This window comes from Phaeovulum sp. (assembly GCF_030684035.1).
Lineage (GTDB): Bacteria > Pseudomonadota > Alphaproteobacteria > Rhodobacterales > Rhodobacteraceae > UBA6213.
Window position 1 is genome coordinate 18,849 of sequence record NZ_JAUXPI010000004.1, and the last position, 18,555, is coordinate 37,403.

At 66.0% G+C, this 18,555-nt stretch carries 17 protein-coding genes; 14 read left to right on the forward strand and 3 right to left on the reverse strand.

The window, feature by feature from the left end; all coding sequences use genetic code 11:
• Nucleotides 1–211 precede the first annotated feature (211 nt).
• The 8 genes from Q8J98_RS01570 to Q8J98_RS01605 are packed head-to-tail and all read left to right on the forward strand — an operon-like array spanning nt 212 to nt 8,824.
• Entirely contained in the window at nt 212–3,025 is a 2,814-nt protein-coding gene (locus Q8J98_RS01570; protein ID WP_305292848.1) for a monovalent cation/H+ antiporter subunit A, read from the forward strand.
• Nucleotides 3,025–3,357, forward strand: a complete 333-nt coding sequence (locus Q8J98_RS01575) for a Na+/H+ antiporter subunit C (protein ID WP_305184535.1) — start codon at nt 3,025–3,027, stop codon at nt 3,355–3,357. Before Q8J98_RS01570 ends, Q8J98_RS01575 begins: the two co-directional genes overlap by 1 nt.
• Complete coding sequence (locus tag Q8J98_RS01580; protein WP_305292850.1) at nt 3,354–4,850, forward strand: monovalent cation/H+ antiporter subunit D; 1,497 nt, start codon at nt 3,354–3,356, stop codon at nt 4,848–4,850. Before Q8J98_RS01575 ends, Q8J98_RS01580 begins: the two co-directional genes overlap by 4 nt.
• Entirely contained in the window at nt 4,847–5,338 is a 492-nt protein-coding gene (locus tag Q8J98_RS01585; protein ID WP_305184537.1) for a Na+/H+ antiporter subunit E, read from the forward strand. The genes Q8J98_RS01580 and Q8J98_RS01585 overlap by 4 nt, the downstream gene beginning before the upstream one ends.
• Nucleotides 5,335–5,604 carry a K+/H+ antiporter subunit F gene (locus Q8J98_RS01590; protein ID WP_305184538.1) on the forward strand — a complete coding sequence of 90 codons (270 nt, stop codon included), beginning with the start codon at nt 5,335–5,337 and terminating at the stop codon, nt 5,602–5,604. The genes Q8J98_RS01585 and Q8J98_RS01590 overlap by 4 nt, the downstream gene beginning before the upstream one ends.
• A gap of 9 nt (nt 5,605–5,613) precedes the next feature.
• Entirely contained in the window at nt 5,614–6,030 is a 417-nt protein-coding gene (locus Q8J98_RS01595; protein WP_305184539.1) for a Na+/H+ antiporter subunit G, read from the forward strand.
• 26 nt (nt 6,031–6,056) lie between these two features.
• Nucleotides 6,057–7,424: a transaminase gene (locus Q8J98_RS01600; RefSeq protein ID WP_305292852.1), complete on the forward strand. Its 1,368-nt coding sequence runs from the start codon at nt 6,057–6,059 to the stop codon at nt 7,422–7,424.
• On the forward strand, nt 7,421–8,824 hold the full coding sequence (locus Q8J98_RS01605; protein WP_305292853.1) for a glutamine synthetase family protein: 1,404 nt from the start codon (nt 7,421–7,423) through the stop codon (nt 8,822–8,824). The genes Q8J98_RS01600 and Q8J98_RS01605 overlap by 4 nt, the downstream gene beginning before the upstream one ends.
• A 3-nt stretch (nt 8,825–8,827) precedes the next feature.
• On the opposite strand, the gene ubiG is transcribed toward Q8J98_RS01605, so the two are convergent.
• Entirely contained in the window at nt 8,828–9,580 is a 753-nt protein-coding gene (ubiG, locus tag Q8J98_RS01610; RefSeq protein ID WP_305292854.1) for a bifunctional 2-polyprenyl-6-hydroxyphenol methylase/3-demethylubiquinol 3-O-methyltransferase UbiG, read from the reverse strand.
• A 64-nt stretch (nt 9,581–9,644) separates the two neighbouring features.
• On the opposite strand from ubiG, the gene pip reads away from it, so the two are divergent.
• The 6 genes from pip (at nt 9,645) to infB (ending at nt 16,727) form a co-directional block, all read left to right on the forward strand.
• Nucleotides 9,645–10,619 (forward strand): prolyl aminopeptidase, encoded by a 975-nt coding sequence (pip, locus tag Q8J98_RS01615; protein WP_305292856.1) that lies wholly within the window; start codon nt 9,645–9,647, stop codon nt 10,617–10,619.
• A gap of 146 nt (nt 10,620–10,765) precedes the next feature.
• Nucleotides 10,766–11,128: a TspO/MBR family protein gene (locus Q8J98_RS01620; protein WP_305292905.1), complete on the forward strand. Its 363-nt coding sequence runs from the start codon at nt 10,766–10,768 to the stop codon at nt 11,126–11,128.
• 144 nt (nt 11,129–11,272) lie between these two features.
• Nucleotides 11,273–11,896 (forward strand): ribosome maturation factor RimP, encoded by a 624-nt coding sequence (gene rimP / locus Q8J98_RS01625; protein WP_305184545.1) that lies wholly within the window; start codon nt 11,273–11,275, stop codon nt 11,894–11,896.
• 18 nt (nt 11,897–11,914) lie between these two features.
• Nucleotides 11,915–13,522 carry a transcription termination factor NusA gene (nusA, locus tag Q8J98_RS01630; protein WP_305184546.1) on the forward strand — a complete coding sequence of 536 codons (1,608 nt, stop codon included), beginning with the start codon at nt 11,915–11,917 and terminating at the stop codon, nt 13,520–13,522.
• Between the two features lie 23 nt (nt 13,523–13,545).
• On the forward strand, nt 13,546–14,175 hold the full coding sequence (locus tag Q8J98_RS01635; protein WP_305184547.1) for an RNA-binding protein: 630 nt from the start codon (nt 13,546–13,548) through the stop codon (nt 14,173–14,175).
• Nucleotides 14,172–16,727 (forward strand): translation initiation factor IF-2, encoded by a 2,556-nt coding sequence (gene infB, locus Q8J98_RS01640; protein ID WP_305292858.1) that lies wholly within the window; start codon nt 14,172–14,174, stop codon nt 16,725–16,727. The genes Q8J98_RS01635 and infB overlap by 4 nt, the downstream gene beginning before the upstream one ends.
• Before the next feature lie 47 nt (nt 16,728–16,774).
• Here infB and Q8J98_RS01645 read toward each other — a convergent pair whose 3' ends face one another.
• Nucleotides 16,775–17,173 (reverse strand): (deoxy)nucleoside triphosphate pyrophosphohydrolase, encoded by a 399-nt coding sequence (locus tag Q8J98_RS01645; RefSeq protein ID WP_305292860.1) that lies wholly within the window; start codon nt 17,171–17,173, stop codon nt 16,775–16,777.
• A complete protein-coding gene (argJ, locus tag Q8J98_RS01650) occupies nt 17,170–18,546 on the reverse strand; it encodes a bifunctional glutamate N-acetyltransferase/amino-acid acetyltransferase ArgJ (RefSeq protein WP_305292862.1) in 1,377 nt (458 codons plus the stop codon). The genes Q8J98_RS01645 and argJ overlap by 4 nt, the downstream gene beginning before the upstream one ends.
• Nucleotides 18,547–18,555: the final 9 nt, after the last annotated feature.

An 18,555-nucleotide genomic window follows, 5' to 3' on the forward strand; every position in this document is an offset into this window, starting at 1 on the left:
TGGCGGTTTGGTCCCGGACGGCGGCATCGGATTCCCTGTTTGCTGCGCTGCTGCATGAATAACCACTCAGACGCCGACGTGTTACAAGTGCGCCGACAATAAATTGCCTGCGCCGCACTGCCGCGACCTTGCGCCCGGGTCCGGGTTGACACCCCGGCGCGCAGCCTACAGTTAGGTGGCGTTGGGACGAGGAAATGGAACACCGCGCCGCATGAGCCTGCTGCTGATTGTCATCTTGCCGTTTCTCGGGGCTCTGCTGCCAGCTGTGCTGATCCGGTCCGGCCGTGGCATGGCAGCGGCGGGTGCGGGGCTTGCTACCGCGGCGGCATTGGCCGGGGTGCTGGCGCATCTGCCAAGGGTGTTCGCGGGCGAGGCGGTGGTGGCGCGTCTCGACTGGCTGCCCGCGCTCGGGCTTTCCGCCAGCTTCAGGCTTGACGGGCTGGCGGCGCTGTTTGCGATTCTGATCCTCGGCATCGGGCTTTTGATCCTGTTCTACGCCCGCTACTACCTTGCCAAGGCTGACCCGGCGGGGCGGTTTTTTACCTATCTCATGCTGTTTCAGGGCGCGATGCTGGGCATTGTGCTTTCCGACAACATATTGCTTTTGCTGATTTTCTGGGAACTTACCTCGCTCAGCTCGTTCCTTTTGATCGGCTATTGGAGCCACCGCCCCGATGCCCGCGCCGGGGCGGTGATGGCGCTGGTGGTGACCGCCACAGGCGGGCTGGTGATGATCGCGGGAATGCTGGTTCTGGGCGGCATCGCCGGAAGCTACGAAATTTCGCAGATCGTGAAGGCTGGCCCGGCAATCCGCGACTCCGGCCTCTACCCACTGGCGCTGGGGCTGATCCTGCTCGGTGCCTTTACCAAATCGGCGCAGTTCCCGTTCCATTTCTGGCTGCCCCGCGCGATGGCCGCGCCGACGCCGGTTTCGGCCTATCTGCACTCGGCCACCATGGTGAAGGCCGGGGTGTTCCTTCTGGCGCGGCTCTGGCCAGCGCTGTCGGGCACGCCGGAATGGTTTTATGTGGTCACCACGGTCGGGCTTGTGACCATGCTCTGGGGAGCGTCGGTGGCGCTGTTTCGCACCGATCTCAAGGCGCTTCTTGCCTATTCGACGGTCTCGCATCTGGGGCTGATCGTCATGCTGCTCGGCTTTGGCAGCAAGGCGGCGGCGCTGGCGGCGGTGTTTCATGTGCTCAACCACGCGAGTTTCAAGGCGGCGCTTTTCCTTTCCGCCGGGATCATCGAGCACGAGACCGGCACCCGCGACATCGACCGGCTGGGCGGCCTGCGCCGCCTGATGCCGCTGACCTTCGCGCTGGCGACGCTGGCGGCGCTTTCGATGGCCGGGGTGCCGCTGCTCAACGGCTTTCTGAGCAAGGAAATGATGCTGGAGGAGGCGGCGCATACCACCTACCTCGGCGGCGTCTGGGTGCTGGCGGCGCTGACCACGCTGGGCGCGCTGATTTCGGCGGGCTATTCGTTCCGGCTGATTGTGCTCACCTTCCTCGGGCAGGAGCGCGAGGATTACCCGACCAAACCGCATGACCCCGCAATCGGCCTCTGGCTGGCCCCGGCGCTCTTGGTGGCGGTGGTGGTGGTGGTCGGGCTTTTCCCGGCGCTTGCCCGGCCGTTGGTTGCGGCCGCGGCCGGGGCCGTGGTGGGCGCGGACATGTCGGGGGTGGTGCTGAAGATCTGGCACGGGCTGACCCCGGCGCTGGCGATGTCGGCCATTGCGCTGGCGGGCGGGGCCTTGCTGCTGACCCAGGCCCGTCGCCTGCAATGGGCCGGTGTGGCGCTGGCCCGGCTGAGCGCCCCGGCGGTGTATGCGGCGATCATGACCGGGGCCGAGGCGGGCGCGCGGCGGTTGAGCGCGGCATTACACGATGGGGCGATGGCGCGGTCGCTGGCGGCGCTGGTGCTGGTGGCCCTCGCGGCAGGCGGATGGGCCTTTGCCAGCGCCGGCCTCGGGCCGGAAACCCGCGCCATGCTGCCGGTTCCGCCGGTGGTGGCGGTGGGCTGGCTGGCGTTGATCGTGGCCAGCCTGTGGCTGCCGTTCCTGCACCGCGACAGGCTTCTGGCACTGGTGCTGATCGGCATCATCGGGCTCATGGTGTCGATCGGTTTCATCTACCTCTCCGCCCCCGACCTTGCGCTCACGCAGATCACTGTCGAGGTGGTGACGGTGGTGCTGATGCTGCTCGCGCTCAATTTCCTGCCCAAACAGAGCATTGCCGAGCCCTTCGCGCTCCGGGCCCGCGATGCGGGGCTTGCCTCGGCTGCGGGGCTTGGCGTCGGCGCGCTGATCTATGCGCTGATGCGGCGGGATTTCGCGGCTCCGACGATTTCCGCCTATCATGTCGAAAACGCCTACAGCGGCGGCGGCGGCACCAATATCGTCAACGTCATTCTGGTCGACTTCCGCGGCTATGATACTTTTGGCGAGATCATCGTGCTCGGAATTGCCGCGCTGGTCATTTTCGCGCTGGCAGATGTGATGCTGCGCCGCCCGGCGCTACGCCGCCTGATCGCCTGGACCCCGGATCAGCCGCGGGCGGGCGATGCGCACCCGCTGATGCTGGTGGTGACCACCCGGCTGGTGCTGCCGGTGGCGCTGATGGTGGGGGTTTACATCTTCCTGCGCGGCCACAACGCGCCGGGGGGCGGTTTTGTTGCCGGGCTGGTGGTGTCGATCGCGCTGGTGATGCAATACATGGCCTCGGGGCTTGCCTGGGCCGAGGCACGGTTGCGGTTCGATTATCATGCGCTGATCGGTGCCGGGGTGCTGATTGCGGGGCTGACCGGGATTGGCGCGTGGTTCGCCGGGCGGCCGTTCCTGACCTCGGCCTTTGGCTATGTGACGCTGCCACCGCTTGAAAAGTTCGAGCTGGCAACCGCGATGGCCTTTGACCTTGGGGTGTTTCTGACCGTGGTCGGCGCGGTGATGCTGGCGCTGGCCAGCCTTTCACGGCTTTCGCACCGCGCGCATCACGATGAACGCAAGCGCGGGGAGACCGGCTGATGGAGGCTCTGGTTGCAAGCGCGGTGGCGGTGATGACGGCGGCGGGGGTTTACCTGATCCTGCGGCGGCAGACTTTTCCGGTGGTGCTGGGCACGGCGATGCTTTCCTATGCGGTCAACGTGTTCCTGTTTGCCACCGGGCGGCTGGTGGTGAACCTGCCGCCGGTGCTTGCCGATACCGCGACCGGCTACACCGACCCGCTGCCGCAGGCGCTGGTGCTGACCGCAATCGTCATTTCCTTTGGCATGACCGCGGTGGTGGTGCTGATGGCGCTGGGCGCATTCATCGCCTCGGGCAATGACGACATCGACCTTGGCGAGGGCCGGGAATGAACCACTGGATCATCGCCCCGGTGGTGTTGCCCGCGCTTCTGGCTCCGCTTCTGGTGCTGCTCGCGCGCCATGATCTGCGGGCGCAAAGGCTGCTTTCGGGCGCGGGGACGGTGCTTTTTGCGGCACTCGCCGGGGTATTGCTGGCGCAGTCGAGCAGCGGCGAGATCGGGGTTTACCGGCTTGGCAACTGGCCGGCCCCGTTCGGCATCGCGCTGGTGGTTGACCGGCTTGCGGCGCTGATGCTCGGGCTGACCGCCGCGCTGGCGCTGGCGGTGCTGGCGCATGTGCTCGGCACCGGCTGGGATGCGCGCGGGCGGCATTTTCACGCGCTGTTCCAGTTTCAGCTGATGGGGCTTGCGGGGGCTTTTCTTACCGGCGACGCCTTCAACCTTTTCGTGTTCTTCGAGGTGATGCTGATCGCCTCATACGGGCTGATGATCCACGGCGGCGGGCGCGCGCGGTTGCGCGCGGGTGTGCAGTATGTGGTGATGAACCTTGCGGGTTCGGTGCTTTTCCTGTTCGCGCTCGGCACCATCTATGCGGTTACCGGCACGCTCAACATGGCTGATCTGGCGGTGAGGGCGGCGGCGATTCCGGCCTCGGATGCGGCTTTGCTGCGGGTGGGGGCAGTGCTCTTGCTGCTGGTCTTTGCGATCAAGGCGGCACTGGTGCCGCTGCAATTCTGGCTTCCGGCAACCTATGCCAACGCCCCCGGCCCGGTGGCGGCGCTGTTTGCCATTCTGACCAAGGTCGGGGTCTATGCGATCCTGCGCCTGTTCACCCTCGGCTTCGGGCCAAGCAGCGCCGCCAGCGACATTGGCGGCACGCTGCTGTTGCCAGCCGCCGGGGTGACGCTGCTGATCGGCATGACCGGCGTGCTTGGCGCGCGCGATCTGGGGCGGATGGCGGCGTTTTCGGTGATCGGCTCGATCGGCACGATGATGCTTGGCGTCGCGGTTTTCACCCCGGCAGCGACCGGTGCTGCGCTGTTCTACCTGATCCATTCGACGCTGGTTGCCGGTGCCTTGTTCCTGACCGCCGATCTGGTCCGGGGCCAGCGCGGCAGCCTGTCGCTTGCGCCCGGACCGCGCTTTGCCTCGCACGGCCTGCTGGCGGCGGTGTTCTTCGTGGTGGCGATCGGGGTGGCGGGAATGCCGCCGTTGCCGGGTTTTCTGGGCAAGCTGATGATCCTTGATGCGGTGCGCGCGGTGCCCGGCGGCTGGGCAATCTGGGCCGCAATCCTGATCGGTTCGCTGATGGCGGTTGCCGGGCTGGCGCGCGCGGGGGCTGCGGTTTTCTGGGAAACCACGCCCGAGGAAGCCGCCGCGCCTTCGCAGCCGCTGGCGCTGGCTGGGGTGGCCGGGCTTTTGACCGTGTTGGTGGGGCTGAGCCTTGCCGCCGGGCCGGTCAGCGCCTGGCTGAACGCCGCCGCCGCGTCGCTTTATGCGCCCGCGCCATATATTGCCGCCGTGTTGGCCGGGGGGGCCGGGTGATGCGCAAGCTTTTCCCGCATCCGCAACTGACAATTCTGCTGGCGCTCGTCTGGCTGTTGCTGGTGAACCATCTGAGCCTCGGCTCGCTGGTCATGGCGCTGATCCTTGGCACCGCCGTTCCGCTCCTGACCGCGCCCTATTGGCCGGAGCGCCCGCGCCTGCACAATCTGCCGATGATCGGCACCTATGTCGCCATCGTGCTCCACGACATCGTGGTGGCAAACTTCACCGTCGCGCGGATCGTGCTTGCCATGCCCAACGCCCGGCTCCGGCCCGCATGGATCGCGGTGCCGTTGCGGCTGACCCAGCCCGAGGCGATCACCGTGCTGGCCGCTACGATCACCCTGACCCCCGGAACCGTATCCGCCGACCTTTCCGCCGATGGTCGCTCGCTTTTGGTGCATTGCCTGCACGCGCCGGACCCCGAGGCGGTGGTGCGCGCAATTCAGACCCGCTACGAGGCCCGACTTCTGGAGATATTCGCATGATCGCCATCGCGCTCGACTTTGCCTTCGGCTGCTTCGGCCTGGCGCTGTTGCTCAACCTCTGGCGCATCGTTCGCGCGCCCGGAGTGACCGACCGGGTTCTGGCGCTTGACACGATGGTGGTGAACGCCATTGCGCTTCTGGTGCTTTATGGCATTCGGCAGGGCACGGCAGTCTATTTCGAGGCGGCGGTGCTGATTGCCATGGTCGGATTTGTTTCGACCGTCGCTTATGCCAAGTTCATGCTGCGCGGCGACATTGTGGAATAGGGGAAGGCCATGGTCTGGGATCTGCTGATCACGGGGTTTCTGGTGCTTGCCGGGGTCTTTGGCCTTGTCGGCTCGTTCGGGCTGGTCAAGTTGCCCGACCCGATGACGCGCCTGCATGCGCCCACCAAGGCCACAACGCTTGGCGTTGGCGGGGTGCTGATTGCCTCGATGCTGTTCTTTGCCGCCAAGATGGGCCATTTCAGTGCGCATGAGCTGCTGATCACGCTGTTCCTGTTCCTGACCGCGCCGGTCAGCGCGCTGTTTCTGGCCAAGGCAAACCTGCACCACGACCGCCCGCAGAACCTGCCGCACCCCGAGGGGTCGGAATGGGCGATCCTGCGGATCGGCACCGATACCGCCGCCGAAACACTGGCCGGCCCGGTGCCAGAGCAGCCGTTGACGCCGCGCGAAGGGCGTGAAACCTAGGGGCCGCATATTCAAAGGCCCCGACCATGCCCAGCCAGCCCGGCGGTGGCGTTACCGCCGCCCGCATCGCCGATCTGACCGACCGTGCCGCCGCCGCCCATGTCGCGGCGCGGCCGCGCACCGCTGCCGCGCTGGCAGCGGCGGCGGGGGCGTGGCTTGGCACCGTGCCGATGCACTGGATGCGGGATTGGCCGCAGCCCTTTCCGTTGCTGGTGGCGCGGGCGAAGGGTGCCGTGCTCGAAGACATCGACGGGCATCGGATTGACGATTTCTGCCTTGGCGATACCGGCGCGATGTTCGGCCATTCGCCGCCGCCGGTAGCCCGCGCCCTGCGCGCGCAGGCGGGGCGCGGCCTCACCTGCATGCTGCCCTGCGAGGACACGCTGGCGGTCGGCGCGCTCTTGTCCGAGCGGTTCGGCCCCTTCCGCTGGCAGATCGCCACCACCGCGACCGACGCCAACCGCTTTGCACTGCGGATTGCCCGCGCGGTGACCGGGCGGCCCAAGGTTCTGGTCTTCAACGGCTGCTATCACGGCACCGTCGATGAGACGATGGTGCGGCTGCGCGACGGGCGCACCGAAGCGCGCCCCGGTCTGGTCGGGCAGGTGGCAGACCTGGGCGCAACCGCGGTGGCGGTAGAGTTCAACGACCTCGCGGCGGTTGATGCGGCGCTGGCGGCGGGCGATGTGGCAGCGGTGCTGACCGAGCCGGTGATGACCAATTCCTGCATGGTGCTGCCTGATCCCGGCTTTCACCAAGGCCTGCGCGACCTGACCCGCCGCCATGGCGCGCTGCTGATGATCGACGAAACGCATACAATCTCGACCGGGCTCGGCGGCTACACGCGCGTGCACGGCCTCGCGCCCGACATCTTCGTGCTTGGCAAATGCGTGGCCGGTGGCCTTGCTGCCGCCGTCTGGGGGCTGTCGCCCGAACTTGCCGACCGCTTCGCCAGCTACAATGCCAGCCGCCCGGCAGGGCATTCCGGCATGGGCACCACGCTTTCGGCCAACATGCTGCAATTCGCCGCCCTGCGCGCGACACTGGCCGAGGTGATGACCCCTGCCAACTACGCGCGCATGGAGGCGGGTGCTGAGCGGCTGCAAGCGGGCCTCGCCCGCGCCATCGCCGCCCATGCCGCGCCGTGGCATGTGGTGCGGGTCGGCGCGCGGGTGGAATTTATCTGCGCCCCCGGCCCCTTGCGCAATGGCAGCGAAGCCGAGGCCGCGCATGCCCCCGCGCTCGAAGCGGCGATTCACGCGCGCCTGTTGAACCGTGGCTGCCTGATCGCCCCATTTCACAACATGATGCTGGTCAGCCCCGCCACCACAAGGGCGCAGATTGGCCGGCTGATTGCCGCCTTCAGCGCCACGCTGGCGGAACTTTTTGCATGAAAGACCGACCCATGACCCCCTCGCCCACCGGTTCGACCCCCGCCGAGGCCGAAGCCTTTCTGGCCGAACACCCCGAGATCGAGGCCTTCGACATCGTGCTGACCGACGCCAATGGCATCGGCCGTGGCAAGATCATCCGGCGGCACGAACTGCCGGGGCTTTATTCCGGCGGCAGGCACCTGCCGATTTCCATTCTCGGGCTCGATATCTGCGGCGAAGACGTGCACGAGACGGGCCTGATCTGGGATCAGGGCGATGGCGACCTCAAGGCCTGGCCGATTCCGGGCACGCTGAAGCCCTTGCACGGAACCAACCCGCCGCGCGGCGAATTGCTGATGAGCATGTATCACCTCGACGGCACCGAGATGACCTCTGACCCCCGGCATGCGCTGGCGCGGCAGGTGGCTGCGATGGCGGCCGAAGGGCTTTATCCGGCAGGTGCCTTCGAGCTGGAATTTTTTCTGCTCGACCCGAAGCTTGACGATCAGGGCTACGCGCGCCCCGCGGCGGCGGTGCTTGACGGGCGGCGGTCGGACAAGACCGAGGTTTATTCGGTCGATCATCTGCACGGCATGGAGCCGCTTTTTTCCGATATCTACCGCGCGGCGGAGCTGATGGGGATCAGGGCAGAAACGGTGATTTCCGAATACGCGCCCGGGCAATACGAACTGACGCTGCATTACCGCACCGATGTGATGGTCGCCGCCGATGATCTGGTGCGGCTGAAGCGGATCGTGCGCTTGCAGGCGCGCCGCCACGGGGTGACCGCCTGCTTCATGGCCAAGCCGGTCGAGAAATACGCGGGCTCGGGCATGCATTTCCATGTTTCGCTGCAAGATGCCTCGGGGCGCAACATCTTTGCCGAAGCCTCCGAAGGCCAGTGGAACGAAGCAATCCGCCACGCCATCGGCGGTCTGCGCGCCACAATGGGCGAATCGATGCTGGTTTTCGCCCCGCATGCCAATTCATGGCGGCGCTTTGCCAGCCAGAGCTACGCCCCGGTCTCGCCCAGTTGGGGCGTCAACAACCGCTCGGTGGCGCTACGCATTCCCGCCGGGCCGGTCGCCGCGCGGCGGGTGGAGCATCGGCCCTCGGGGGTGGACGCGAACCCTTACCTCGTGGCGGCAACCGTGCTTGCCGGGGTGCGCAAGGGGCTGGCCGAGCACATCGACCCCGGCCCCGAAACCACCGGCAACGGCTACACTGGCGAGGCCGAGGCGCTGCCCATTCCCGGCGACTGGCGCGAGGCGATAAGCGCCGCGACCGGCTCGGCATTTCTGCGCGACGCGCTGGGGACCGACATGCACCGCACCTTTTGCGCCATCAAGGCTGCCGAATATGCCCGCGTCGCGCGCACCATCGCCGATGTCGATTACGACCTCTATCTGCACACGGTCTAGGCTCTACCGCTTCACGCTGGCGGTGACATAGTTCACCGAAAGATCGCGCGCCGAAAGGCTCCAGCGCCAGCTTACCGGGTTGAACACCATGCCCTTGCGGTCCACCGGGTCAAGCCCGGCGCTGCGGATCAGCGCGTAAAGCTCATCCGGGGTGATGAACTTTGCCCAGTCATGGGTGCCCACCGGCAGCCAGCGCATCACCCGTTCGGCCCCGAAGATTGCCATCATCCAGCTTTTCGGGTTGCGATTGAGGGTGGAGCAGACCATCAGGCCGCCGGTTTTCAGAAGCTGTTGGCAGGTGGTCAGAAACGCCTGCGGGTCGGCGACATGCTCGACCACTTCCATGTTCAGCACCACGTCGAACCGCTCGCCTGCCGCCGCCAGCGCCTCGGCGGTGGTGTTTCGATAATCAATCTCCAGTCCCTGCGCCTCGGCATGAAGCCGGGCCACCGGAATGTTGCGGGGCGCGGCGTCGGCACCCACCACCTCGGCCCCAAGCCGTGCCATCGGTTCCGACAAAAGGCCACCACCGCAGCCGATATCAAGCAGGCGCAACCCCTCGAAGGGGCGAAGCGAGGCGCGGTCGCGGCCGTACTCGGCGGCGATCTGGCCGATGATGTAGTCAAGCCGGCAAGGATTCATCAGATGCAGCGGCTTGAACTTGCCCGCCGGATCCCACCACTCGGCTGCCATCGCCTCGAACTTGGCAACTTCGTCGGGGTTGATCGAGCTGATCGGTTCGGCGGGGTTTTGCATTCGGGTCTCCGATTTCCGGGCGCTGGCCGTGGCGGGCCGCGCTTTCCCGTTATATAGTCCGGGCATGGACAGAACCGCAGGCCAAAAACGCGCGATCGGCGGGATTCTTTACCCGCCTTGCGAGCCATTCTCCCGGCAGATGCTGGAGGTCGGCGACGGGCACCGCGTCTATGTCGAGCAATGCGGCAATCCGGAGGGGCGGCCGGTGCTGGTGCTGCATGGCGGGCCGGGCGGCGGGGCCAGCCCGGCGATGCGGCGCTATTTTGACCCCGCGAGCTATCGGGTGGTGCTGTTCGATCAACGCGGCTGCGGGCGCTCGAAACCTGCGGCGGCGGTCGAGGCGAACACCACCGCGCATCTCATCGCCGATATCGAGCTGATCCGTTTGACGCTGGGCATCGAGGATTTCATTCTGTTCGGCGGCAGCTGGGGCGCGACGCTGGCGCTTCTCTATGCCGAGGCCCACCCGGACCGGGTGCGCCAACTGGTGCTGCGCGGGGTTTTCATGGCAACGCGGGCCGAGCTTGACTGGTTCTATGGCGGCGGCGCGGGGGTTTTCTGGCCGGATATCTGGCAGCAGTTCAGCGAGATGGTGCCGCTGGCGGAGCGGGGCGACCTGATCGGGGCCTATCACCGGCGGCTGTTCAGCGGCGACTGGGCGACCGAGGCGCGATTCGCGCGGATCTGGGCGCATTGGGAAAACGTGCTGGCGAGCGTCGAGGGGGACGCCAGCATCGGCGAGGCACCGCCCGAATATGCCCGCACTTTCGCGCGGCTGGAGAACCACTATTTCCAGCACGGCGCATTTCTTGAATGCGACGACCAGATCCTGCGCGACCGGCACCGGATCGAGCATGTTCCGGCGGTGATCGTGCAGGGGCGGCTTGATATGGTCTGCCCGCCCGCCGCGGCCTGGAAGCTGGCGGCGGGCTGGAACAAGGCCGAGCTGCGGCTGGTGGCGGCGTCGGGGCACGCGCTTTCGGAAACCCGGATCACCGCGGAATTGCTGCGGGTGATGGACGGGCTGAGGGGCGCATAACACGCGTGTTATACTGCCCAACCCATTGATTTAACTATTTTATGAGTGGCGCTGTTAACCTTTTGGCAAGGTTTGCGCGGGGTTTGTCACCGGCGGGGCGCAGATACCCGCGCCGTGCCCCACGCGATGCTGACAGAGCGCCCCATATCTGTCGCGCGCATCATGGCGCGGTTTGCGGGAGGTTTGCCGCGTGGACCCTATTCCTCGTGTTTCTGGCCGCTTCCGGCGCGGCCGCGGCAAGTGGCGGTTTCTTCAAGCCGGGTGATGCGCTCTGGGCCTTGCAGATCGCGCTCAACACGCTCTGGACGCCGGTATTTTTCGGCGCGCGCAAGAAGGGCGCGGGCTTCGCCATCATCGGTGTGCTCTGGCTGACGGTGGCGGCGGCGGTCTGGCAGTTCTGGGCGCTTGACTGGCTGGCGGGGCTTTTGATGGTGCCCTATCTGGCATGGCTTTGCGTGGCGAGCGCGCTCAACTTCCGGGTTTGGCGCGACAATCCCGAACCTGCCTGAGACCGACGCCACATCTTTCTTGCACCCCGCCGCCCTTTCGCCTATATCGCCTTCAACAGCGGCGCAGCGGGGTCCAAACTCGCGGCGCACCGGGAAAGAGCAACGGGCCGCGATGGCCCGTTTTTTGTTTTGAAAGTGCGACCCATGACCGACCTTATCGCCAAAGCCGCCATCGACCAGCGCATGGCAGGCATTGTTGCCCCGGTGATCGAGGGGCTTGGCTATGAACTGGTGCGCATCCGGCTGATGGGCGGGCTCAACAAGACCTTGCAGATCATGGCGGACCGGCCCGACGGCGGCATCGACGTGGATGATTGCGCGAAGATTTCGACCGCGGTTTCGGCGGCGCTTGATGTAGAAGACCCGATTTCCGAGCCCTATACGCTTGAGGTTTCGAGCCCCGGCATCGACCGCCCGCTGACCCGGCTGAAGGATTTCGATGTCTGGATCGGCTACGAGGCGCGGATTGAAACCGAGGCGCAGATTGACGGGCGCAAGCGGTTCAAGGGCATTCTGGCGGGAACCGAGGGCGACGAGGTGCTGATAACGCTTGCCGAAGGTGCCGAGGGCGCGCTTACCATTGGCCTCAAGTTCGACTGGCTGGCCGATGCCAAGCTGGTTCTGACCGAAGAGCTGATTGCCGAGATGCTGCGCCAGCGCAAGGCCTCGGGCACGCTTGACGAAGCCGAGTTCGACCAGATTGACGTATCCGAAGGCGACGAGGAAGCGGGCGAAGACGCCCCCGACGCCGCCCCGACCCAACACTGACCACCCCGGAGGACTGACATGGCGATTACCTCTGCCAACCAGCTTGAACTTCTGCAAACCGCCGAGGCGGTGGCGCGCGAGAAGATGATCGACCCCGAACTGGTGATCCAGGCGATGGAGGACAGCCTCGCGCGGGCGGCGAAATCGCGCTACGGGGCCGAAATGGACATTCGCGTGGCAATCGACCGCAAGACCGGGCGCGCGCGTTTTACCCGCGTGCGCACCGTGGTCGCCGATGACGGCGTGGAAAACTATCAGGCGCAGCTTACCGTCGAGCAGGCGAAACCCTACCTCGCCGAGCCGAAACTGGGTGACGAGATCATTGACGAGGTGCCACCGGTCGATCTGGGCCGGATCGCCGCGCAAAGCGCCAAGCAGGTGATTCTCCAGAAGGTGCGCGAGGCTGAGCGCGACCGCCAGTTCGAGGAATTCATCGGCCGCAAGGGCACGATCATCAACGGTGTGGTCAAGCGCGAGGAATACGGCAACATCATTGTCGATATCGGCCGGGGCGAGGCGATTCTGCGCCGCAACGAGCGGATCGGCCGCGAAAGCTTCCGCCCGAACGACCGCATCCGCTCCTATATCAAGGATGTGCGGCGCGAACCGCGCGGGCCGCAGGTGTTCCTCTCGCGCACCGACCCGCAATTCATGGCCGAGCTGTTCAAGATGGAAGTGCCGGAGATTTACGATGGCATCATCGAGATCAAGGCGGTGGCGCGCGACCCCGGCAGCCGTGCGAAGATTGCGGTGATTTCCTACGACAACTCGATTGACCCGGTAGGGGCCTGCGTCGGTATGCGCGGCAGCCGGGTGCAGGCGGTGGTCGGCGAATTGCAGGGCGAAAAGATCGACATCATTCCGTGGAACGCCGATCAGGCGACGTTCCTGGTGAACGCGCTGCAACCCGCCGAGGTTTCCAAGGTGGTGATCGACGAAGAGGCCAACCGCATCGTGGTGGTGGTGCCCGACGAGCAGCTTTCGCTGGCAATCGGGCGGCGCGGGCAGAACGTGCGGCTGGCCAGCCAGCTGACCGGGCTTGACATCGACATCATGACCGAAGCCGACGAATCGAGCCGCCGTCAGGCCGAATTCGCCGAGCGCACCAAGCTCTTTGTAGATGCGCTCGACCTTGACGAATTCTTCGCGCAACTGCTGGTGGCCGAGGGCTTTACCAACCTTGAAGAGGTCGCCTATGTCGATCTTGACGAGCTGTTGCAGATCGAGGGCGTCGATGAGGGCACGGCGGGCGAATTGCAGACCCGGGCGCGCGAATACATCGAGGCGCAGAACCGCCAGGCGATGGAAGCCGCAGTGGCGCTGGGGGTCGAGCAGAGCCTGATCGATTTCGAGGGGCTGACGCCGCAGATGCTGGAAGCGCTGGCGAAAGATGGCGTCAAGACGCTGGAAGACTTTGCCACCTGCGCCGACTGGGAACTGGCGGGCGGCTGGACCACGGTCAATGGCGCGCGGGTGAAGGACGAGGGGATTCTGGAGAAATACGAGATGAGCCTTGAGGAAGCGCAGCATCTGGTGATGACGGCGCGGGTGCAACTGGGCTGGGTGGACCCGTCCGAGCTGGAGGCACCAGCGACCAACGACGAAACCGAGGAGGCCGGGGACTGACCGAGGCCCCGGAAACCAGAGCGATGACCCGCGGTGGCAAGGACAAGGCTCAGGAAGACCCCGAACGGCGGTGCATTGTCACCGCCGAGGTGCAGCCCAAGGCCGGGCTGATCCGTTTTGTGGTCGGACCCGACGGCATGATCTACCCCGATCTGGCGGAAAAGCTGCCGGGCCGGGGGATCTGGGTCAGCGCCGACCGCGACGTGCTGGAAAAGGCGGTGAAGAAGGGCCTGTTTGCCCGCGCCGCGAAGGCTCCGGTGACCTTGCCCGAGGGTCTTGTGGATCTGGTCGAGGCGGGGATGGCGGCGCGGGTGGTGGAACTGGTGTCGCTGGCGCGCAAATCGGGGCGGGCGGTCTGCGGCTTCGAGAAGGTGAAGACCTGGCTTTCGGAGGGCCGGGCGAAGGTGCTTTTGCAGGCCTCCGACGGTTCCGACCGCGGCAAGGGCAAGCTCTGGACGCCCGAAGGCGGGCGCTGGTTTGGCTGCCTTACCGCATCTGAATTGGGTTTGGCTTTCGGCCGCGATCATGCCATACACGGCGCGCTTGCGGCTGGCGGCTTGACCTCTCGGGTAATAGTCGATGCTGCGAGGCTTTCAGGTCTGCGCAAGCGGGACGGCGGCACGACCGCCGAGAAGGATACGAAGACGGCATGAACGATACTGACGGCAAAAAACCTCTCGGTCTTGGCGGCGCGGCGCGCCCCGGTCAGGTGAAGCAGAGCTTCAGCCACGGCCGGACCAAAAGCGTCGTGGTCGAGACCAAGCGCAAGCGCGTTCTGGTGCCCAAGCCGGGTGCGCCGACGGCAAAGCCGCCGGGTTCGGGTGGCCCCTCGCAGGCTTCCGGCGATCCGTCGAAGCGCCCGGCGGGCATTTCCGATGCCGAGATGGACCGCCGCATGGCGGCATTGCGTGCCGCCAAGGTGCGCGATGTCGAAGACGCCGCCAAGCGTGTGGTCGAGGAAAAGGTGCGCGAGGAGGAACGCGCGGTGCGCGTTGCCGAGGCCGAAGCCAAGGCCCGCGAAGAGCGCGAGCACGAAGAAGCGCTGCGCCTGAAGGCCGAGGAAGACGCGCGGCACCAGCGCGACGCCGAAACCCGCGAAAAGAAAAAGGAAGACGTGCGCAAGCCCGCCGGTTCCGGCAAGCCCGAACCGATTGTGGACCCCGCCGCTGCCGAAGCCGCCGCGAGCCGCGCCGAAACCAAGGGCGTGGCTTCGGTTGGACCGCGCAAGACCGACCGCGACCGCGTTGACCGCAGCACCACCACCGACCGCGACGCGCGCGGCAAGGCCAAGACCGCCGATGATGTCCGCCGCACCGGCAAGCTGAGCCTGAGCGAGGCAATGAACGGCGAAGGTGGCCGCCAGCGCAGCATGGCGGCGATGAAGCGCAAGCAGGAAAAGGCCCGCGCGAAGGCGATGGGCATTCATGCGAAGCCCGAAAAGCAGGTGCGCGACGTGCAACTGCCCGAAACCATCGTGGTTTCTGAATTGGCGAACCGGATGTCGGAGCGCGCCGCCGACGTGGTGAAAAGCCTGATGAAAATGGGCATGATGGTATCGATCAACGAAACCATCGACGCCGACACCGCCGAGCTTGTGGTAGAGGAATTCGGCCACCGGTCGGTGCGGGTTTCCGATGCCGACGTCGAGCATGTGATCGACACCGTGGTGGACAGCGCCGAGCACCTTGTGCCGCGCCCGCCGGTGGTGACGATCATGGGCCACGTTGACCACGGCAAGACCTCGATTCTTGACGCGATCCGCCATACCACGGTGGCAACCGGCGAGGCCGGGGGCATTACCCAGCACATCGGTGCCTATCAGGTGCGAACCGATACCGGCGCGGCGCTGACCTTTCTCGACACGCCCGGCCACGCCGCCTTTACCAGCATGCGGGCCCGTGGCGCGCAGGTAACGGATATCGTGGTGCTGGTGGTCGCCGCCGACGATCAGGTGATGCCGCAGACCATCGAGGCGATCAACCATGCCAAGGCCGCCAAGGTGCCGATGATCGTGGCGATCAACAAGATCGACAAATACGAAGCGAATGCGCAAAAGGTGCGCACCGACCTGTTGCAGCATTCGGTGGTGGTCGAGGAAATGTCGGGCGACGTGCTCGATGTGGAAGTTTCGGCGAAAACCGGGCAGGGGCTCGACAAGCTTCTGGAAGCGATCGCGTTGCAGGCCGAAATCCTCGATCTGCGCGCCAACCCCGACCGCGCCGCGCAGGGCGCGGTGATCGAAGCCAAGCTCGATATCGGCCGCGGCCCGGTGGCGACGGTTCTGGTGCAAAACGGCACGCTGCGCGCGGGCGACATTTTCGTGGTCGGTGAACAGTGGGGCAAGGTGCGCGCGCTGATCAACGACAAGGGCGAGCGGGTGGAAGCCGCCGGGCCTTCGGTGCCGGTCGAGGTGCTGGGCCTGAACGGCACGCCGCAGGCGGGCGACGTGCTGAACGTGGTGGAAACTGAGGCGCAGGCGCGCGAAATTGCCGACTACCGGATCAAGCTGGCGCGCGACAAGCGCGCGGCGGCGGGGGCGGCAACGACGCTGGAACAGCTGATGGCCAAGGCCAAGGCCGACAAGTCGGTGGCCGAGCTGCCGATTCTGGTCAAGGCCGACGTGCAGGGGTCTGCCGAGGCCATCGCGCAGGCAATGGAAAAGATCGGCAACGACGAGGTGCGGGTGCGGGTTCTGCATTCCGGCGTCGGCGCGATTACCGAAAGCGACATTGGCCTTGCCGAGGCCTCGGGCGCGCCGGTGATCGGCTTCAACGTGCGGGCCAACGCCCCGGCACGGGCGGCGGCAAACCAGAAGGGCGTCGAGATTCGCTACTATTCGATCATCTACGATCTGGTGGACGATATCAAAGCCGCCGCGTCGGGGCTGCTGAAGAACGAAGTGCGCGAGACCTTCATCGGCTATGCGACGATCAAGGAAGTGTTCAAGGTTTCGGGCGTCGGCAAGGTTGCTGGTTGCCTGGTGACCGAAGGCGTGGCGCAGCGCGCCGCCGGGGTTCGGCTGTTGCGCGACGATGTGGTGATTCACGAAGGCACGCTGAAAACGCTGAAACGCTTCAAGGACGAGGTGAAGGAAGTGATCTCTGGCCAGGAATGCGGCATGGCGTTCGAGAATTACGATGACATCCGCAAGGACGACGTGATCGAGATTTTCACCCGCGAAGAAATCGTGCGCAAGCTCGACTGAGCCGCGACGAAAGACCCGGAAAGGCCGCCTTCGGGCGGCTTTTCGTTTCAGAGCCAATCGCGCAGAATCGGGATCAGCGGCAGGTCGGCGGCGGGCATCGGGTAATTGCGCAGGTCGGCGGCGCGGACCCAGGCGAGGCGCTGGCCTTCGCGCGCATGGGCGATGCCGCCCCATTTGCGGCAGGCGAAAAGCGGCATCAGCAGGTGAAAATCGGCGTAGGCGTGGCTGGCGAAGCTGAGCGGCGCGAGGCAGCTTTGCCAGGTCTCGATGCCGAGTTCCTCGTGCAACTCGCGGATCAGCGCGGCTTCGGGGGTTTCATCCGGCTCCACCTTGCCGCCCGGAAATTCCCAGAGACCGGCGAGCGATTTGCCCGCCGGGCGTTCGGCCAGAAGCACCCGCCCCTCGACATCGATCAGCGCAACGGCGGCAACAAGCAGCAGGGTCACGACCGGTAATCGGCGTTGATGTCGATGTAGCGGTGGGTGAGGTCGCAGGTATAGACGGTCTTGGCGGCGGTGCCGAGGCCAAGATCAACGCCGATCACCAGTTCCTGCGCCTCCATGTAGGCCGAGGCTTTCTCTTCGTCGTAGTCGGGCACGCGCCAGCCGTTTTCGGCCAGAACCATGTCGCCAAAGGAAATGCGCAGGCGGTCGCGGTCTGCCTTGGCACCGGATTTGCCCACTGCCATCACCACCCTGCCCCAGTTCGCGTCTTCGCCGGCAATCGCGGTTTTCACCAGCGGCGAATTGGCCACGGCCATTGCCACGCGATGCGCATCGGCGGCGGTTTCGGCCCCCGTCACCCGCACCTCGACGAACTTGCTGGCACCCTCGCCATCGCGCACCACCTGACGCGCCAGATCAAGCATCACCGCGCCAAGCGCCGCATCAAAGGCGCGGCCCGCGCGCGAGCCCAGCGAGGTGATCTCGGCGGCGGCGCTTTGCCCGGTTGCCGCAACGATCAGCGCATCGGAGGTGGAGGTGTCGCTATCGACGGTGATTGCGTTGAACGAGGCGTCAAGCTGCCGTGACACCAGTTTTTGCAGCTTGGCCGGGGCGATTTTCGCATCGGTGAAGATATAGACCAGCATCGTGCCCATGTCGGGCGCGATCATGCCCGAACCCTTGGCGATGCCCGCAATGCGGATCAGGCCGCCCTCGGCCTCGAATTCTGCACTGGCACCTTTGGGGAAGGTGTCGGTGGTCATGATGGCGCGGGCGGCAAGCTCGATACCGCCCTCGGCAAGGGTCGCGGCAAGCTCCGGCACCTTGGCGGTGATGCGCTTGAATGGCAGCGGCTCGCCGATGACGCCGGTGGAAGAGGAGAACACCCGGCTTGCGGGAACCCCAAGTGCTGTGGCAACGGCACCGGTGACGGCATCGACCGCCTCTTGCCCCGCCGCACCGGTGAAGGCGTTGGCGTTGCCCGAATTCACCACGATCGCAGCACCTGCGCCCGCGGGCACCTTGGCCCGCAGCTTTGCCTGACAATCGAGAATGCAGGCGGCGCGGGTGGAAGAGCGGGTAAAGGCCCCCGCCAGCGCGGTGCCCGGCGCAAGCCGCACCAGCATGACATCGGAACGCCCGGCATAGCGCACCCCCGCCGCGATGGCGGCAAATTCGGCCCCCGCGATCACCGGCAGCGCCGGAAAGGCAGCGGGCGCGAGCGGCGAGATCGCGGCGGGCTTGTTGGCGGCCTTTTTGCCCGAGGGCGCGGGCGATGCCGGGTTCAGCGCCGTCGCCAGCCGTTTCTCAAGCTTCTTGAGCCGTGCTTTCAGCTTGTCGGCCCGGCTTTTCCAGTCCCTGTCGGTCTTGGCCATTTGCGCCCC

Bases quoted from the DNA above. Each gene is read 5' to 3' on its own strand.
- infB (WP_305292858.1), top strand. From the start codon at position 14,172: ATGAACGATACTGACGGCAAAAAACCTCTCGGTCTTGGCGGCGCGGCG.
- Q8J98_RS01595 (WP_305184539.1), top strand. From the start codon at position 5,614: ATGGTCTGGGATCTGCTGATCACGGGGTTTCTGGTGCTTGCCGGGGTC.
- Q8J98_RS01590 (WP_305184538.1), top strand. From the start codon at position 5,335: ATGATCGCCATCGCGCTCGACTTTGCCTTCGGCTGCTTCGGCCTGGCG.
- Q8J98_RS01580 (WP_305292850.1), top strand. From the start codon at position 3,354: ATGAACCACTGGATCATCGCCCCGGTGGTGTTGCCCGCGCTTCTGGCT.
- nusA (WP_305184546.1), top strand. From the start codon at position 11,915: ATGGCGATTACCTCTGCCAACCAGCTTGAACTTCTGCAAACCGCCGAG.
- Q8J98_RS01570 (WP_305292848.1), top strand. From the start codon at position 212: ATGAGCCTGCTGCTGATTGTCATCTTGCCGTTTCTCGGGGCTCTGCTG.
- Q8J98_RS01600 (WP_305292852.1), top strand. From the start codon at position 6,057: ATGCCCAGCCAGCCCGGCGGTGGCGTTACCGCCGCCCGCATCGCCGAT.
- Q8J98_RS01575 (WP_305184535.1), top strand. From the start codon at position 3,025: ATGGAGGCTCTGGTTGCAAGCGCGGTGGCGGTGATGACGGCGGCGGGG.
- Q8J98_RS01635 (WP_305184547.1), top strand. From the start codon at position 13,546: ATGACCCGCGGTGGCAAGGACAAGGCTCAGGAAGACCCCGAACGGCGG.
- Q8J98_RS01605 (WP_305292853.1), top strand. From the start codon at position 7,421: ATGAAAGACCGACCCATGACCCCCTCGCCCACCGGTTCGACCCCCGCC.
- rimP (WP_305184545.1), top strand. From the start codon at position 11,273: ATGACCGACCTTATCGCCAAAGCCGCCATCGACCAGCGCATGGCAGGC.
- pip (WP_305292856.1), top strand. From the start codon at position 9,645: ATGGACAGAACCGCAGGCCAAAAACGCGCGATCGGCGGGATTCTTTAC.
- argJ (WP_305292862.1), bottom strand. From the start codon at position 18,546: ATGGCCAAGACCGACAGGGACTGGAAAAGCCGGGCCGACAAGCTGAAA.
- ubiG (WP_305292854.1), bottom strand. From the start codon at position 9,580: ATGCAAAACCCCGCCGAACCGATCAGCTCGATCAACCCCGACGAAGTT.